Here is a 17314-nt window from a genome sequence, read left to right as displayed (position 1 = left end):
CGTGACTCGCCATGCCGTGATCTCTGGGGCCGGCATCGCCGGACCCGCCCTCGCCCATGAACTCGCGGAGCGAGGCTGGCGGACCACCGTCATCGAACGCTTTCCCGAACGTCGAGACGAGGGCCAGAACGTCGACATTCGCGGCGCCGCGCGCGACGTCGTCCGCCGGATGGGTATCGACGACGACGTTCGCAAGGCGGGCACCGGCGAGATCGGGATGCGCTTCCTCGACGAGGACGGCGTACCGAAGGCCTCGTTCCCGCTCGGCGCCCCCGGCGAGAGCGACGGCCCCACAGCCGAATTGGAGATCCTGCGCGGCGAGCTGTCGCGCATCCTCATCGATCACACCCGCGCGCGCACCGACTATCGCTTCAATACCGAGATCGCGGACGTCACCGACCACGGCGACCGCGTGACCGTCGACCTGAGCGACGCAACGGCAATCGATGCGGACTTCGTCGTCATCGCCGAGGGACTGCGCTCGCGCTCGCGCCGGTACGTCACCACCGCCGACGTCAACGATCTCGGCATGTACTTCGCCTACGTCACCATCCCCCGCGGGCCGGAAGACGATCAGTGGTGGAACTGGCAGCACGCCCCGGGCTCGCGCGCCGTGCACACCCGCCCCGACAACCTAGGGACCACACGGGCGCTGCTGACGTTCATCTCCGACGTGCGGGGCCTCGAGACACTCGCCCTCGCCGATCAGGTGACCATCCTGCAGCGGACGTTCGCCGACGTCGGCGGCGCCGCGCAGCGCATACTCGCCGAACTCGACAACGGTGCGCCGCTCTACTTCTCGTCGGTCGGCCAGGTGAGCACGACGACGTGGAGCAAGGGGCGCATCGCCCTGCTCGGCGACTCCGCCTTCTGCAATGCGACGTTCGGCGGCGTGGGCACCAGCATGGCGCTGATCGGCGCGTACGTCCTCGCCGGTGAGTTGTCCCGCGAGAACGACGTTCACGCCGCCCTGACGCGTTACGAGCGTTTCATGCGGTCGGAGATCGTCGACTTCACCCCACCCATTCAGATGAAGGCACTCCGGCGCGCCAACCCACAGACGCGCACCGGTATCAGGTTGCTACACAACGGCGCCCGAGCGATGACCAGCCCTGCCGGCAAGGCAGTGATGAACGTGTTCGGGAAGCGGTTCAGCAGGGTGTCGGTCGACGGCGTTCAGCTGCCGGACTACCCCACCGATTGACCTACTCCGCGTCTTCGGAGCCCGACTTCGCCCCTCCCGCATCGTCGTTCGCCGACGTGTCGTTGTTCGGCCCGGCGTCCTTGGGCTCGTCACCCTTGGGCTCGTCACCCTTGGGCTGGGTGTCCTTGGGCTGGGTGTCCTTGACTCCGGAGTCCTTCGTCGGGGCATCTTCGGCTTCCTCGTCGACGTCGTCATCGATTGGACCGGTGGCGTCCTCGTCGGACGGGGTGGCCCCGGTCGGCTCCTGCGGCGTCTCGGGAACGTCGGCAACGATCGGTGTTTCGAGTTCGTCGGCAACGGGCGGCGTGACGACCGGGTCTTCTGCGACCACTGGCTCCGCCTCGACGGGCGGTTCGGCCACCAGGGTGTCGCTGCCTGCGTCCTGCGCTCCTCCGGCCAGGCTGATGGTGGTGTCGGTGGAGAGAGTGCGCAATGCCGCGACGTCGGACACGGCAGCGGTCTCGAATGGAGACGGCGGTGGCGGTGTCGCGAGAGCCGTCGCGATACCGAACTGCGCCGCTTCGATTCCGTCGACGATCGCGACGGCTCCCTCGCCGAGTGCCACGAAGAAGTTCCTGGTCCCCTCCACGGCCGCGTCGATGATGTTCCCGAGGTTGAACGTGAGGACCGCGCTGATCAGGTTCTGCGTGCCGACGATCAGAGACGTCGTCACGACGTTGCCCGCAGCCAGGAATCCGTTGGCGAGGTCGATCCATGCCTTCGGCACGGCGGCCTCGAGCGCCGTCTGAACCGCGTAGAACTTCTGGTTGCGCCAAATCAGCGAATCCAACAGCGGTTGCCCGACGGCCACGACCGAATCCCTGATCGCGGTCGTGATGGTGTCGAAGGCACCGACGAAGTTCAAGGCGAGGACTTCCTGAATCACCTCGACCGTGACCCCCGGGATCGCGAGCAGCGAATCCACCGCGCCCACGCCGGCCTTGCCCAGTCCGGCAAGGTACACAGCCCAATTCGCCGCCCAGTTGCGAATCTGTTGTCGGACGATCGGCAGCGTCAATATGTACGGCAACTCGAACGCAGTGAGTTCGAATTCGGTCGACACGGCCGCCGCAGCCGTCCGCGCTTGCACCAAGGTTTGTTGCGGCGCCACCGGCGAGATGGGTGCCAACGCAATGGCACCCACGCCGACCAACGCCACCCCCGTGTTGAACCACGGCCTCATTACAGTGTCCATGCTCATCCCCATGTCATTGAGTCAACCGGAATCAAGATCACACTAAACCTGCTGCGGCGACTACCGAGGCGAAACCATCACCCCATCGGCATATCGGGCATGGGTACGTTGCACCGATCGCGAAAGTCGGCAGCAGCCTGCCGGACTCCGCGGAGTTCGTCACTCACCCGTGGGTTCGCCTGAAAGTACGCCTCTATCTCGGCGCGCATCTGTTCCCGTGGCTTTCCCTTGAGCCCAGTGAAGAACGCGTTCACGTCCGGGTGGGTGAACAGATAAGTCGACGTTCCCGCCGACACCCCGGACATCACACCGGCCAAGTCGGCAGCCGTGCAGTTGGGTGGGTCCGCAACAGCCGGAGCTGCGGTGCCCACGACGACTGCGCCAGCAACGACACCGGCAGCAATCATGCTCCGAGAGAACATGTTCTGGACTCCTCTTCGATTCAGTAGCGGCACGTGATTGGGTTCTCAGCGGCGCGGACCAATTCCACCCCCGCCACCGGGGCGCCCCGGATCCCAAATGATGTCGAGATCCCATCCGTCGTCGCAGTACCAGGGATCGGCACAGTAGGACGGGTAGGCGGGGCCCGCCAAGGGTGGTGTTGGTCCGCCGCCGCGAACGGTTCCCTGCCCACATACCGTCGAATTACCGGCCTGCACGCAGTCGGCCAGTGCCGGCGGTGCGACGACGACGCTAATCGGTACCAGTGAGAGGGCGGCGAAACCCACAGAGAGGCAACGCCGAATCAAAAGCGCCACATGTTCCTCCTGGACTGGTCGGCCGGACGAAGTCGACAATCCGTAGCCACGATCGAACCGTGTACGCCGTACGGTAGTCCGCATCGACCTGCGCGGGGCCGTCTCCGACGAATTCATGATCGCTACGCCGAGGATGATTGCGTTGACAACGAAACTCGTTGCCTTGGTGCGGTATTAGGCAGACTAACGACGATCGCTCCTGCCCCACGCCGATGTGACCCTCCCTTGTTCGCCGAGCGGCGATCTGCCCCCCGTGATAGAGACAGACATGGTCAGCTTCCCGAACACCCGCGCCGCATCCCGATGGTTCTCCGGCGCAGTGCTCGCCGTGGCCGTCGCCGTACCAGTGCCCGCCGCCAACGCGGAGCCGCAACCCGTCGCGCCACCGGACTTCGTCGCCCTCGAAGACATCGACCCCACGATCCTGCAGGACATCCGGTACTTCACCCCGCACAACTTCACCGGCGACCCGGTGGACGGCTACGAGGCACCGCTGTGTCTGCTGACCCGCGACACCGCCGAAGCGCTGCGGCGCGCTCAGCAGGAGTTCCTCGCCGACGGCTACACACTGAAGGTGTACGACTGCTATCGCCCGCAGCGTGCGGTCAACGACTTCGTGGCGTGGGCAAGGGACTTGAACGATCAGCGGATGAAGCCCGAGTTCTACCCCCGTGTCGACAAGTCGACGCTGTTCCGCGACGGCTACATCGCCGAGCAGTCCGGCCACAGCCGGGGCAGCACCGTCGACCTCACCATCGTGGCGCTGCCCGCAGAGCAGACGCGAGCCTACGTACCCGGCGAGCCCCTGGTCGACTGTGCCGCGCCGCGAGCCGAACGCTTCCCCGACAACGGCGTCGACACCGGCACCGGCTACGACTGCTTCGACACCCTGTCGCACACACTCGATCCCCGGATCCAAGGCGACCAGCTGAAGAACAGGCTGTTGCTCAAGGACGGCCTGGAGAAGCAGGGGCTGGAGAACTACGAGAACGAGTGGTGGCACTTCACGTACAAGCCGGAGACGTTCCCCGAGACGTACTTCGACTTCCCCGTCAACCGCAACAGCCTCACCGACTGACCCGTCTCGGTGACGGCGACCACAGCGGCGCAAGGACTGCGTAAAGGACCGTCCGACGGGCGTCAAGAAAGCGTCAACGCAGCCGGCTGACCTGCGTAGCGGTCGTAATTTGCACGCATGGCCGTTCTCGCATTCGTCGTGCTGACCATCGCGGTATTCGCGGTGCTCGGCGTCATCCAGAGGGCTCTCGAGTCATGAGCCTCGCCAACGCCGTAGGACTCGTCCTCGCCGTCCTGGTGGCATCGTTCATGGTTGCCGCCCTGCTGTTCCCGGAGAGGTTCTAGGTGTCCGCGGTGTCGTCCCTGTCTTCTGCGACCGCGGGGATCCTGTTCCTCGCCTCACTCATCCTCGCGCTGGCGGCCGTGCACGTGCCACTGGGCAACTACATGCACAGGGTCTACACCTCGGACGAGCACTCTCGCGTCGAACGCATCGTCTACCGCGCCATTGGCGCCGACCCGAGGGCCGAGCAGGGTTGGGGCGCCTACGCCCGCAGCGTGCTCGCGTTCTCGGCGGTCAGCGTGCTCGGCCTATTCCTGTTCCAACTCGTCCAGGGCAAGCTGCCTCTGCACCTGCACGATCCGGCGACCGAGATGACCCCCGCGCTGGCGTGGAACACCGCCGTCAGCTTCGTCACCAACACCAATTGGCAGGCGTACTCGGGTGAGTCGACGCAGGGCCACCTGGTGCAGATGGCCGGCCTGACGGTGCAGAACTTCGTCTCCGCCGCGGTCGGCATGGCCGTGGCGATCGCCCTGGTCCGCGGCTTCGCCCGGCGCCGCAGCAATGAGTTGGGCAACTTCTGGGTCGACCTGGTGCGCGGAACCATCCGCATCCTGCTGCCGCTCGCGGTGATCAGTGCCGTCGTGCTGATTGCCGGCGGCGTCATCCAGAACTTCGCCCTGCACACCCAGGTCATCGAGACGCTGGCCGGCGGGCAACAGACCATCCCGGGCGGGCCCGTCGCGAGCCAGGAGGCGATCAAGGAACTCGGCACCAACGGCGGCGGCTTCTTCAACGTCAACTCGGCGCATCCGTTCGAGAACCCGACGGCGTGGACCAACTGGGTGGAGATCTTCCTGCTATCGGTGATCGCATTCAGCCTGCCACGCACGTTCGGCCGCATGGTCGGCAGCACCAAGCAGGGGCTGGCCATCGTGGCGGTCATGGGTCTCATTGCGACCGTGAGCATCTCGCTCACGATGTTCTTCCAGATCCGGGCACACGGTACCGTGCCCACCGCGGTCGGCGCGGCGATGGAGGGTGTCGAGCAGCGCTTCGGCGTGGCCGACTCCGCGGTGTTCGCCGGCGCCACCACGCTCACGTCGACGGGTGCGGTGAATTCGTTCCACGACTCGTACACCAGCCTCGGCGGTCTGATGACGATGTTCAACATGCAGCTCGGTGAGATCGCCCCTGGCGGTGTCGGTTCCGGCCTGGCGGGCATGTTGATCCTCGCGGTCATCACCGTGTTCGTCGCCGGGCTGATGGTCGGGCGCACGCCCGAGTACCTCGGCAAGAAGATCACCCCGCGCGAGATCAAGCTGGCGGCAGCCTACTTCCTCGTCACCCCGCTGATCGTGCTGACCGGCACCGCCGTCGCGATGGCGATGCCCGGCCAGCGGGCGAGCATGCTCAACACGGGTCCGCACGGCCTGTCGGAGGTGCTGTACGCCTTCACGTCGGCGGCGAACAACAACGGCTCGGCGTTCGCGGGCATCTCGGTCAACACCGTCTGGTACGACACCGCGCTCGGGTTGGCCATGCTGTTCGGTCGCTTCCTGCCGATCATCCTCGTCCTTGCCCTGGCCGGATCACTGGCGGCACAACGCACCACACCCGCCTCCGTCGGGACGCTGCCCACCCACCGACCGCAGTTCGTCGGGATGGTGACCGGGGTGACGCTCATCCTCGTCGCACTCACCTTCCTCCCCATGCTCGCGCTCGGACCCCTCGCCGAAGGAATCCACTGACCATGACCACGTCCCACTCGTCCTCCGTCGTCGACCGTGACGCCGGCGTCCCCCCGAACGTCGAACGTGACGCCGGAGTCACGCCGTCGTCCACCCAGCGCGTCCAGGGCGGTCTCCTCGACCCCCGCATGCTGTGGAAGTCGCTGCCCGACGCGCTGCGCAAGTGCGACCCGCGCACGCTGTGGCGCAATCCCGTCATGTTCATCGTCGAGGTGGGTGCCGTCTGGAGCACCGTGCTCGCCGCCATCGACCCGACGTGGTTCGGCTGGTTCGTCGTGTTCTGGCTCTGGCTGACGGTCGTCTTCGCCAACCTGGCCGAAGCCGTCGCCGAGGGACGCGGCAAGGCCCAGGCCGACTCGCTGCGCAAGACCAAGGCCGACACCATGGCCCGTCGCCTCACCGGGTGGTCGCCGACCACCCCGGGCACGGTCGAGGAGGTCGCCGCTCCCCTACTGGCCCAGGGTGACGTCGTCGTCGTCGAAGCCGGCGAGGTCATACCCGGTGACGGCGACGTCCTCGAAGGCATTGCGTCGGTCGACGAATCGGCCATCACCGGCGAATCCGCCCCGGTGATCCGCGAGTCCGGCGGCGACCGGTCCGCCGTCACCGGCGGCACCACCGTCCTGAGCGACCGCATCGTCGTCAAGATCACCCAGAAACCGGGCGAGAGCTTCATCGACCGCATGATCGCCCTCGTCGAGGGCGCCAACCGGCAGAAGACGCCCAACGAGATCGCGCTGAACATCCTGCTCGCCGCGTTGACGCTGATCTTCGTGTTCGCCGTCGCGACGCTGCAGCCGCTCGCCATCTACTCAAAGGCCAACAACCCCGGCGTTCCGGACAGCCTGGCGCTCACCGGCGACGGCATCAGCGGCATCGTGATGGTCGCCCTGCTCGTCTGCCTGATCCCCACCACCATCGGCGCACTGCTCAGCGCGATCGGCATCGCGGGCATGGACCGGCTCGTGCAACGCAACGTCCTCGCCATGTCCGGCCGCGCGGTCGAGGCGGCCGGCGACGTCAACGTGTTGCTGCTCGACAAGACCGGCACCATCACCCTGGGCAACCGGCAGGCATCCGACTTCATCCCGCTCGACGGCGTCACACCCGAGGAGTTCGCCGACGCCGCACAACTGTCCAGCCTCGCCGACGAGACCCCCGAGGGCCGCTCGATCGTGGTGTTCGCCAAGGCGGAGTATGGGTTACGTGCGCGCACCACAGGCGAACTCGACGACGCGCAATGGGTCGAGTTCACCGCCGCCACCCGGATGTCGGGCGTCGACGTCGGTGGTCACAGCCTGCGCAAGGGTGCCGCCGCATCGGTCGCCGAGTGGGTGCGCAGCCAGGGCGGCACGGTGCCCGAGGAACTCGGCACCGTCGTCGACCGGGTGTCCGGTTCGGGTGGCACCCCGCTGGTGGTGGGCGAGGTGCGCGACGGCCGCGCCCGCGCGCTGGGCGTCATCCACCTCAAGGACGTCGTCAAGCAGGGAATGCGGGAGCGGTTCGACGAGATGCGCAGCATGGGCATCCGCACCGTGATGATCACCGGCGACAATCCGCTGACCGCCAAGGCCATCGCCGACGAGGCGGGCGTCGACGACTTCCTCGCCGAGGCAACGCCCGAGGACAAGCTGGCACTGATCAAGCGGGAGCAGGAGGGCGGCAAGCTCGTCGCGATGACGGGCGACGGCACCAACGACGCCCCGGCACTCGCGCAGGCCGACGTCGGCGTCGCGATGAACACCGGCACGTCGGCCGCCAAGGAGGCCGGCAACATGGTCGACCTCGACTCCGACCCGACGAAGCTCATCGAGATCGTCGAGATCGGCAAGCAGCTCCTGATCACCCGCGGGGCGCTGACCACGTTCTCGATCGCCAACGACATCGCCAAGTACTTCGCGATCATCCCGGCGCTGTTCGTCACGCTGTTCCCTGGCCTCGACGTGCTGAACGTGATGCGGCTGCACAGCCCACAATCGGCGATCCTGTCTGCAGTCGTTCTCAACGCGCTCGTCATCATCGCGCTGATCCCGCTGTCGCTGCGCGGGGTGCGTTACACGCCGAGCAGCGCGTCGAAGCTGTTGAGCCGCAACCTCTTGGTGTACGGGCTGGGCGGCATCGTCGCGCCGTTCGTCGGCATCAAGCTCATCGACCTGCTGATCCAACTCTTCCCCGGGATGTCCTGACATGTCACTGACCAACCTCCTACGTCAGCACTGGGCAGCACTGCGCGCGCTGCTGGTGTTCACCGTCATCCTCGGCGCTGCCTACCCCGCGGCCATCTGGCTCATCGCGCTGCTGCCCGGACTCGACGGCAAGGCGCAGGGCTCCGTCATCGACGCAGACGGAAAACCGGTCGGCAGCAGCCTGATCGGGCAGCAGTTCACCGACGCGAACGGTGCTGCGTTGCCGCAGTACTTCCAGAGCCGACCGTCGGCGGCGGGCGGCGGGTACGACCCGATGGCCACCAGCGCGAGCAACCTCGGGCCGGAGAGCATCGTCGACGCCCCCGACAAGCCCAGCCTGCTGACGCTGGTCTGCACCCGGAGTCGGGATGTCGGGATTGCCAACGGGGTCGACGGTGCCCGGCCGTACTGCACCGGTGACGGCGTGGGTGCCGTGCTGTCGGTCATCGGGCCGCGCGATGCGTCCGGACGGGTGGCCCGACCCACCCGCGTGGTCAGCATCAACGAACCGTGCGACACCACGCGTACCCCGTTCCTCGACTCCTACCAGGGTGTGCGCGTCGAGTGCGCCAAGCCCGGCGAGGACTACGCGATCGGCCAGCTGGCGCCGATCGCAGGTGCGGCACCCGCCGACCCCGCGGTGCCCGCCGACGCCGTCACCGCGAGCGGCAGCGGCCTCGACCCGCACATCTCGCCCGCCTACGCGGCTCTGCAGGTGGACCGGGTGGCCCGCGCCCGCGGCATCGACCCCGGCCTGGTGCGTGCCGTGGTCGCCGAGCACACCGATGGCCGTGTCCTGGGGTTCATGGGTGAGCCGGGGGTCAACGTGCTGGAAGTGAACCTGGCCCTGGACGGCTTGGGTGAGTAGCTTGCGGATCGCCCCATTCCGCGCGGGTGGATGATGGGCAGGTGAGCAGCGCATCGCCGAACCCGGGAAGGCGAGGTGAGCTGCGCGTCTACCTGGGCGCGGCGCCGGGCGTGGGCAAGACCTACGCGATGCTCGGCGAGGCGCACCGCAGGCTGGAACGCGGGACCGACGTGGTCGCGGCGGTCGTGGAGACCCACGGCCGCCGCAAGACAGCGGAACTGCTCGACGGCATCGAGGTCGTCCCGCCGCGCGTCGTCGCCTACCGCGGCTCGGAGTTCGCCGAGTTGGACGTCGACGCCGTGCTCCGCCGCAATCCGCAGGTCGTGCTCGTCGACGAACTCGCGCACACCAACACCCCCGGCAGCCGAAACGCCAAGCGCTGGCAGGACGTCGACGAACTGCTCGACGCGGGCATCACCGTCGTCTCCACGGTGAACGTGCAGCACCTGGAGAGCCTGAACGACGTCGTCGCCCAGATCACCGGAATCGCGCAGCAGGAGACCGTCCCCGACGAGGTGGTCCGTCGCGCCGATCAGGTCGAGCTGGTCGACATCGCGCCTGAGGCGTTGCAGCGCAGACTCTCTCACGGCAACGTCTACGCCCCCGAGCGCATCGACGCCGCACTGAGCAACTACTTCCGGCGCGGCAACCTCACCGCCCTGCGCGAGCTCGCCCTGCTGTGGCTGGCCGACCAGGTCGACGCCGCACTGGCCAAGTACCGCGCCGACAACCACATCACCGACACGTGGGAGGCCCGCGAGCGCGTCGTCGTCGCAGTGACCGGTGGGCCGGAGTCGGAGACGTTGGTGCGGCGCGCCTTTCGCATCGCGTCGAAGTCGAGCGCCGAGCTGATGGTGGTGCACGTCGTGCGGGGCGACGGCCTGTCCGGCGTATCTGCCCCTCAGATGGGCCGGGTGCGCGACGTCGCGACGAGCCTGGGAGCGACGGTGCACACCGTGGTGGGCGACGACGTGGCGACGGCGCTGCTCGACTTCGCCCGCGAGCGCAACGCGACTCAGCTCGTGCTGGGCATCTCCCGCCGGTCACGGTGGGCCCGCATCCTGGACGAGGGCATCGGCTCGGCGGTCGTGCGCGAGTCGGGCAAGATCGACGTCCACATGGTCACGCACGGCGAGGCCAACCCCGGCTGGACCGGGTCGAGCGTCACCGCAGGGCAACGTCGTCTGGCGTCCTGGCTGGCCGCGGTCGCGGTGCCGTCGGCGATCTGCGCGGTGACCGTGCTGCTGCTCGATCGCTTCCTCGGCATCGGCGGCGAGAGCGCGTTGTTCTTCGTCGGCGTACTGGTCGTGGCGCTGCTCGGCGGCGTCGCACCCGCGGCGTTGTCGGCGGTGTTCTCCGGTCTGCTGCTCAACTACTTCCTCGTCGAACCCCGCTACACGTTCACGATCTCCGCACCCGACAGCGCGATCACCATCGTCGTACTGCTGGCCGTCGCGGTGGCGGTCGCCGCACTCGTCGACGGTGCGGCGAGCCGGGCGCGGGAGGCCCGCCGCGCCTCGCGGGAAGCCGAATTGCTGGCATTGTTCGCGGGTTCGGTGCTGCGTGGCGCCGACCTGTCGGCGCTACTCGAGCGAGTCCGCGAAACCTACTCCCAACGCGCCGTCAGCCTGGTGCGCGAACCCGCAGGCGTGATCGCGTGCGTCGGTGACCAGCCCTGCGTCGACGTCGACACCGCCGACACCGCGATCGAAGTCGGTGACGACGAGTTCTGGATGTTGTTGGCGGGCAAGAGCCTGCCTGCCCGTGACCGCCGCGTGCTCGGTGCGGTCGCCAGGCAGGCGGCGGGGCTGGTGCGCCAGCGCGAACTGACTGCGGAGGCCGGGCGGGCGGAGGCCATCGCGCGGGCCGACGAGTTGCGCCGCTCCCTGCTGTCGGCCGTCAGCCACGATCTGCGCACCCCGTTGGCCGCGGCCAAGGCTGCGGTGTCGAGCCTGCGCGCCGAGGATGTCGGCTTCTCGCCCGAGGACACCGCCGAACTGCTCGCCACGGTCGAGGAGTCGGTGGATCAGCTGACGGCGCTGGTGGGCAACCTCCTCGACTCCTCGCGACTCGCAGCGGGCGTCGTGCGCCCCGAACTGCGCGAGGTCTTCCTCGACGAGGTCGTGCACCGGGCGATCGTGGCGATGCCCCGCGGTTCGACGGGCATGGACCGGATCAAGGTCGACGTCGGCGACGCCGCCGTGCTGGCCGACGGCGGCCTGCTGGAACGCGTGCTGGTCAACGTCATCGACAACGCATTGCGCTATGCCCCCGACGGGTTGGTGCGGGTGAACGCGGGGCGGGTCGGCGACCGGGTGCTGATCAACGTCGTCGACGAGGGACCCGGTGTCGCACGCGGCGCGGAGGACTCGCTGTTCGCGCCGTTCCAGCGCCTGGGCGACACCGACAACACGACCGGTGTCGGGCTGGGGCTCTCCGTCGCACGGGGTTTCGTCGAGGCGATGGGCGGCAGCATCTCGGCCAACGACACACCGGGCGGCGGACTCACCGTGGTGCTCGACCTGGCCGCGGCGGAGGACCATCGATGACGCGGGTCCTGGTCATCGACGACGAGCCGCAGATCCTGCGCGCGCTGCGCATCAACCTGTCGGTCCGCGGCTACGAGGTGCACACGGCGGCAACCGGTGTCGAGGCGCTGACGGTGGCCGCCGAACACAAGCCCGACGTGGTGGTGCTCGACCTCGGCCTGCCGGACATGTCGGGCATCGAGGTGCTCGAGGGTTTGCGCGGGTGGCTCACCGCACCGGTGATCGTGCTGTCGGCGCGCACCGATTCGTCGGACAAGGTCGAGGCTCTCGACGCCGGCGCCGACGACTACGTGACGAAGCCCTTCGGGATGGACGAGTTCCTGGCGCGGCTGCGTGCGGCCGTCCGGCGCGGGGCGACGTCGGTCGACACCGATCAGCCGGTGGTCGAAACAGCCTCCTTCACAGTGGATCTCGCGGCGAAGAAGGTCACCCGCGGCGGGGTCGACGTACACCTCACGCCCACCGAGTGGGGCATGCTGGAGATGCTGGTGCGGCACCGCGGCAAACTGGTCGGCCGCGACGAGCTGCTCAAAGAGGTGTGGGGACCCGCGTACGCGAAGGAAACCCATTACCTCCGCGTGTATCTCGCGCAACTGCGGCGCAAACTCGAGGACGACCCGTCGCACCCCAAGCACCTGCTGACCGAAGCCGGGATGGGCTACCGCTTTCAAGCGTGATTCGTGGAGTATTTCCTGCGCTCACCGCAGGTCATCATCCACGAATCGCTCGGATGATCTCGCTGATGACGCGCTCGGGGTACTCGGTCAGATCGAGCCAGGTGAACCGCAGCAGCTGGTAGCCCGCGAGTGCTATTGCGTTCTGCTTGGTGCGATCGCGCTGGAAGGTGTCGGCGTCGGTATGAAAGGCGAAGCCGTCGACCTCGATCGCGACCTTCGCCGCGCGGAACACGACGTCGACCTCGATCGCGACCTTCGCCGCACGGAACACGACGTCGACCTCGTAGCCGGCGATTCGTCGATTGGCCTGCCAGCCCTTGATGCCCGCGGCCCGCAGCAGTCGTGACACCAGCCGCTCGGCCTCCGATCGCGTACCGTCCTCGGCGGCCTGCAACAGCAGGCGTGCGCGAGGTGACCCGTGCCGTCCCTTGTTCCGCAGATGTGCGCGCCACAGCTGGGGGAGTTCGGCATGGTGGCGCTGCAGTGCATGGTCCAGCAGCAGCGCACCGCCACCCTGGCGGCTCGCTGCCTCGACGACGGTCAGATGCGTTGCCGTCACGCGCAAGCCGCGGCGCTCCACCAGATCGGCGGGCGCCAGGTCGCGACGACGCAGTCGCGTGCCGGGCCGGTGCACCCGCCGACGCTCGCGCGCAACGGTGACCTCGACGATCTGCGGCGCGAAGTTGGTCAGACCCAGCCACCATGCGGCCGCCAGACCGCTTGCGGCGGCGTCACTGCCGTAGCCCCACACCCCGACGCGAACCCTTGCGGCATCGGTGAACTCCCTGTCCTCGACGAAGAACACGCCGGGCGTGCAGCGGCGCCAGTGCCCCGCCCGCACGCGTCGCTCGACGGCGTACGCGCTGAGGCCGGCGCTCTGCGCCTGGGCGAGTGTGATGACGCCGTCGTGGTCACGGAGATGTTCGTCGAGTGAGTGAGACACGCCCTTTAGACGCGCGCGGCGCGAAAACGGCTCCCACCATCCGCAGTTGTGGAACATTTCCTGCGCTCAGCGCGGGAAATGTTCCACAAATCGCTACTACACGAGGCGTTTCGCCATCTCCACCAACGGGTCGTAGAGGTCGAGCACGGCCTGGGGGTCGTCCTCGATGAGGGCGTTGGTGACCATGGTGGAGATCGACGCGACCAGCGCCCGGCACATGAACAGGTCCTGGTCTGATTGGGCGTCGAAGATCGCCGCCACGCCGTCGACGAACTGCTGCTGCAACTCCAGGCGCTTCGCCATGGCCTCTGGTCCGGCGGTGTACACGCCGATCAGGTACAGCCGGGACAGCCCTGGGTCGGCCGACATCACCGACAGGTAATTGCGCAGCAGCACGCCGAAACGGCGTATCGGCGGCCCGTCGGCCGGAGCGTCCAGCATCGCCTCGATCACCGCACCTTGCCGACGCCCATAGCTCGCCAGGAAGCAGTCCTGCTTGCTGGTGAACAACTCGTAGAAGGTCTGCCGAGACACTGCGGCGATCTTGATGATGTCCGCGACGCTGGTGTCGCCGTACCCCTTGGCGCCCATGGCGCTCTCCAGGCCCTCGAAGATGCGTTCGCGCTGGTGAGACCGCACCTCGTCGCGACTGAGGTGCTGCCGACCTGGTCGAAGTCTCTTGCTGTCCATGTCTGGGTGAGCAAATCTGGAGGGTGTGGAAATCGAAGTCAAGCAAGGATCATAGGCACGATTCCGTCGGCAATGGGGTTCCACGCGCACGACGTCCTCATCGAACAGTCGCGCATTTTGCGATAGATAGACATCGGTGTTTATATGATGGGCGTACCGCGCGGTAGTGGAGCAACCAGCTACTCGAAGGGGCCGGTGTCGTCGTAACCGTCCGTCGCGGCAGTCAACTGCCCCGCCGGCGATGCGATCGGACGGGTCCAGCTGAGGGGATTGGATCCGTCCCCGGCACCGCCCCCGCGGCCATCTCACTTCACGTCGCGCGTCAGCCCGCCGTCTCTTCGGCCAATCCGATCAGCTTCGCGCGCACCAGATCCGGTCGCTCGTCGAGGATGAAGTGCCCCGTCTCGGCCGACTCGAACGTGTAGTCGTCGGCCTTCGCCGTCTCGGGCGACGCCAGCGACGGGTGGACGGCTATGTCGCCGAGCCCGAACAGCACGCGGATGGGCACTGCGGTCCGCCGGGTCTCCGGACTGCGTGCACCAGAGAGCAATTCGCGACGCAGGAACGTCCGGTAGGTGTCGGTACCGGTCCGCGCCCCCACGTCGGTCTTGAAGCGATCGGCGTAGACGCGCGCCACCTCGCGATTCAGCCGGTGCCGGGCCGGACCGAACTGGAACACCAGCCGCTCCAGGTACGGCGTGCGCTGCTGCAGGGGAACACCGATCGACGCGACGAACGGCTGGTACAGGGCGAACCGCCACAGGTGCGGACCCACGGACCGCGCGGTCTGCCACGGGTGCGCCATGTTCAGCACCAGATAGCCCTCGAACCGCTCGGGCTCCCGCAACACCATCAGATAGCCGATGTAGGCACCCCAGTCGTGGCCGACCAGCAGCACCCGGTCCAACCCCAGCGCGTCGATGAGGGCCAGCACGTCGCTGGCGACGTCCTCCTTCGCCCACTGGTGCGGCGCAGGCCCCGACCACCCGTACCCCGGCAGGTCGGGCGCGATGATCCGCAACCCCGGCGGCGGGTCCGCCAGCAGGTCCCGGTACGCCCAATGGTGCTGTGGCCACCCGTGCAGGGCGATGACGGGCCGGCCGTCGGCAGGGCCCGCCTCGGTGACGTGGAAGCGCACACCCCGCGCTTCAACGAACGACCGGCGCACCCCCGCGATGGGAGGCGGCTCGGTGTCTGCTGACCCCGGGTTGTTCAACGTCGTGTCAGTAGCCATGCCTTGGAACTATAGGGAAGTCTCGAACCCACCGACAGGCCCCGTCGCCACCGCCCGGCGCGCTACCGTGCCGGTATGGCAGGCGCACGCGGATATCAGGAAGTCTTCCAAGCCAGCATCGACGACCCGGAGGCGTTCTGGGCCGAGGCTGCACGCGCGGTGACCTGGACCCGCCCCCCGACGCGCATCCTCGACGACTCCAACCCGCCGCTGTACCGCTGGTTCCCCGACGCCGAACTCAACACGTGCGCGAACGCGCTCGACCGGCACGTCGACCAAGGTAGAGGCGAGCAGGCTGCCCTGATCTACGACTCCCCCGTCACCGGCACCAAGCGCACCTACACCTATCGCGAACTCCTCGACCACACTGCGCGATTCGCAGGCGTCCTGCGCGAAAACGGCGTGGGCAAGGGCGACCGCGTCGTCATCTACATGCCGATGATCCCCGAGGCCGTCATCGCGATGCTGGCCTGCGCCCGCCTCGGCGCCGTCCACTCCGTCGTCTTCGGCGGGTTCGCCGCGCACGAGCTGGCCGCCCGCATCGACGACGCCCGACCCGCCGTCGTCGTCTCGGCGTCGTGCGGCATCGAGCCCACCCGCACCGTCGAGTACAAGCCGATGCTCGACGCCGCCCTCGACGCGGCCGAACACGACACCCCGACGTGCGTCATCGTGCAGCGCGACGGCAACGAATGCGCCCTGACGCCGGGACGGGACGTCGACTGGGCCGTCGCGATGGCGGACGCGCAACCGGTCGATCCCGTGCCCGTCGCCGCCATCGACCCGCTCTACGTGCTGTACACCTCCGGTACCACTGGCAAGCCCAAGGGCATCGTCCGCGACAACGGCGGGCACGCCGTCGCGCTGCTGTGGACCATGCGCCACGTCTACGACACCCAGCCGGGCGACGTGTACTGGGCCGCCTCCGACGTCGGCTGGGTGGTCGGCCACTCCTACATCGTCTACGGGCCACTGCTTCTCGGAGCGACGACGGTGCTCTACGAGGGCAAGCCGGTAGGCACCCCGGACGCGGGGGCGTTCTGGCGGGTCGCCGCCGAGTACGGCGTCAAGGTCCTGTTCACCGCCCCGACGGCAATGCGCGCGATCAAGAAGGACGATCCCAACGCCAAACACGTTGGTGACTACGACCTCTCGAAGCTGCGCTACCTGTTTCAGGCGGGTGAGCGGCTCGACCCAGGCACCTACCAGTGGGCCGACGAGAAGCTGGGCATCCCCGTCATCGACCACTGGTGGCAGACCGAGACCGGATGGTCGATCGCCGCCAACCCCCTTGGCATCGAGCAGATGCCGGTCAAGCCAGGGTCGGCCACCGTCCCGATGCCCGGCTACGACGTCCGCGTCCTGCGCCCCGACGGCACCGAGGCCGACCGCGGCGAGGAAGGTGCGATCTGCGTCCGGTTGCCGCTACCGCCGGGCACGCTCCCGACCCTGTGGGGTGACGACGACCGCTACGTCGCCTCCTACCTCAAGGCGTTCCCCGGGTACTACCTCTCCGGTGACGGCGGTTACGTCGACGAGGACGGCTACCTGTTCGTCATGGGCCGCACCGACGACGTCATCAACGTTGCCGGACATCGTCTTTCGACCGGTTCCATCGAAGCCGTGCTCGCGACCCACCCCGCGGTCGCCGAGTGTGCGGTCATCGGCGTCGCCGACGAGATCAAGGGACAGGCACCGCGCGGGTTCGTCGTGCTCAAGGCCGGCGCCAAGGGCGGCGACGACCTGGCCGGTGAGCTCGTCGAGGCGGTGCGCACCCGCATCGGCGCCGTGGCCAGCCTCAAGCGGGTCGACGTCGTGCCTGCGCTGCCGAAGACCCGCTCGGGCAAGATCCTGCGCAAGACCATGCGCGGCATCGCCGACGGGCGCGACGAGCCGGTGCCCTCGACGATCGAGGATCCCGCGGTACTCGATGCGCTGCGGCCGATCCTTCGATCCTGA

At 68.0% G+C, this 17314-nt stretch carries 14 protein-coding genes; 9 read left to right on the top strand and 5 right to left on the bottom strand.

Features of this window, described 5'->3' with window-relative positions; genetic code table 11:
- Window position 1: 1 nt before the first annotated feature.
- A complete protein-coding gene (locus G6N61_RS25940; RefSeq protein ID WP_235887308.1) occupies window positions 2-1204 on the top strand; it encodes an FAD-dependent monooxygenase in 1203 nt (400 codons plus the stop codon).
- Between the two features lies 1 nt (window position 1205).
- Here G6N61_RS25940 and G6N61_RS25935 read toward each other — a convergent pair whose 3' ends face one another.
- Together G6N61_RS25935 and G6N61_RS25930 are read right to left on the bottom strand one after the other, a co-directional pair.
- Window positions 1206-2399, bottom strand: a complete 1194-nt coding sequence (locus G6N61_RS25935) for a hypothetical protein (protein ID WP_163923095.1) — start codon at window positions 2397-2399, stop codon at window positions 1206-1208.
- Between the two features lie 77 nt (window positions 2400-2476).
- Window positions 2477-2821 (bottom strand): heme-binding protein, encoded by a 345-nt coding sequence (locus tag G6N61_RS25930; protein WP_163923091.1) that lies wholly within the window; start codon window positions 2819-2821, stop codon window positions 2477-2479.
- A 604-nt stretch (window positions 2822-3425) separates the two neighbouring features.
- On the opposite strand from G6N61_RS25930, the gene G6N61_RS25925 reads away from it, so the two are divergent.
- The 7 genes from G6N61_RS25925 to G6N61_RS25895 all read left to right on the top strand — a co-directional run bounded on the left by G6N61_RS25925 (window position 3426) and on the right by G6N61_RS25895 (window position 12488).
- Window positions 3426-4235 carry a M15 family metallopeptidase gene (locus tag G6N61_RS25925; protein WP_163923088.1) on the top strand — a complete coding sequence of 270 codons (810 nt, stop codon included), beginning with the start codon at window positions 3426-3428 and terminating at the stop codon, window positions 4233-4235.
- A 194-nt stretch (window positions 4236-4429) separates the two neighbouring features.
- Window positions 4430-4519 (top strand): potassium-transporting ATPase subunit F, encoded by a 90-nt coding sequence (locus tag G6N61_RS25920; RefSeq protein WP_163923085.1) that lies wholly within the window; start codon window positions 4430-4432, stop codon window positions 4517-4519.
- Window positions 4520-4537: 18 nt separating this feature from the next.
- Window positions 4538-6208: a potassium-transporting ATPase subunit KdpA gene (gene kdpA, locus G6N61_RS25915; RefSeq protein WP_163925113.1), complete on the top strand. Its 1671-nt coding sequence runs from the start codon at window positions 4538-4540 to the stop codon at window positions 6206-6208.
- A gap of 128 nt (window positions 6209-6336) precedes the next feature.
- Window positions 6337-8394 (top strand): potassium-transporting ATPase subunit KdpB, encoded by a 2058-nt coding sequence (gene kdpB / locus G6N61_RS25910; RefSeq protein WP_235887683.1) that lies wholly within the window; start codon window positions 6337-6339, stop codon window positions 8392-8394.
- 1 nt (window position 8395) lies between these two features.
- Window positions 8396-9262: a potassium-transporting ATPase subunit C gene (locus G6N61_RS25905; RefSeq protein WP_163923079.1), complete on the top strand. Its 867-nt coding sequence runs from the start codon at window positions 8396-8398 to the stop codon at window positions 9260-9262.
- Window positions 9263-9288: 26 nt separating this feature from the next.
- Window positions 9289-11811, top strand: coding sequence for a DUF4118 domain-containing protein (locus G6N61_RS25900; RefSeq protein WP_163923076.1), 2523 nt, complete (start codon window positions 9289-9291; stop codon window positions 11809-11811).
- Complete coding sequence (locus G6N61_RS25895) at window positions 11808-12488, top strand: response regulator (protein ID WP_163923072.1); 681 nt, start codon at window positions 11808-11810, stop codon at window positions 12486-12488. Before G6N61_RS25900 ends, G6N61_RS25895 begins: the two co-directional genes overlap by 4 nt.
- Before the next feature lie 34 nt (window positions 12489-12522).
- Here the strand turns inward: G6N61_RS25895 and G6N61_RS25890 are convergent, their stop codons facing one another.
- From G6N61_RS25890 to G6N61_RS25880, 3 genes are all read right to left on the bottom strand, one after another.
- Complete coding sequence (locus G6N61_RS25890; protein WP_235887307.1) at window positions 12523-13431, bottom strand: type IV toxin-antitoxin system AbiEi family antitoxin domain-containing protein; 909 nt, start codon at window positions 13429-13431, stop codon at window positions 12523-12525.
- A 96-nt stretch (window positions 13432-13527) separates the two neighbouring features.
- Complete coding sequence (locus G6N61_RS25885) at window positions 13528-14121, bottom strand: TetR/AcrR family transcriptional regulator (protein WP_163923067.1); 594 nt, start codon at window positions 14119-14121, stop codon at window positions 13528-13530.
- Window positions 14122-14443: 322 nt separating this feature from the next.
- The gene (locus tag G6N61_RS25880) at window positions 14444-15355 is read right to left on the bottom strand and encodes an alpha/beta fold hydrolase (RefSeq protein ID WP_163923065.1); all 912 of its coding nucleotides are present in this window, start codon (window positions 15353-15355) and stop codon (window positions 14444-14446) included.
- Window positions 15356-15430: 75 nt separating this feature from the next.
- Between G6N61_RS25880 and G6N61_RS25875 the strand changes: the two genes are divergently transcribed.
- Complete coding sequence (locus G6N61_RS25875) at window positions 15431-17314, top strand: propionyl-CoA synthetase (protein WP_163923063.1); 1884 nt, start codon at window positions 15431-15433, stop codon at window positions 17312-17314.

The organism is Mycolicibacterium arabiense, from assembly GCF_010731815.2.
GTDB classification, from domain to species: domain Bacteria; phylum Actinomycetota; class Actinomycetes; order Mycobacteriales; family Mycobacteriaceae; genus Mycobacterium; species Mycobacterium arabiense.
Note: the sequence above shows the minus strand (reverse complement) of the source record. Positions and strands in the feature narration are given on the sequence as shown.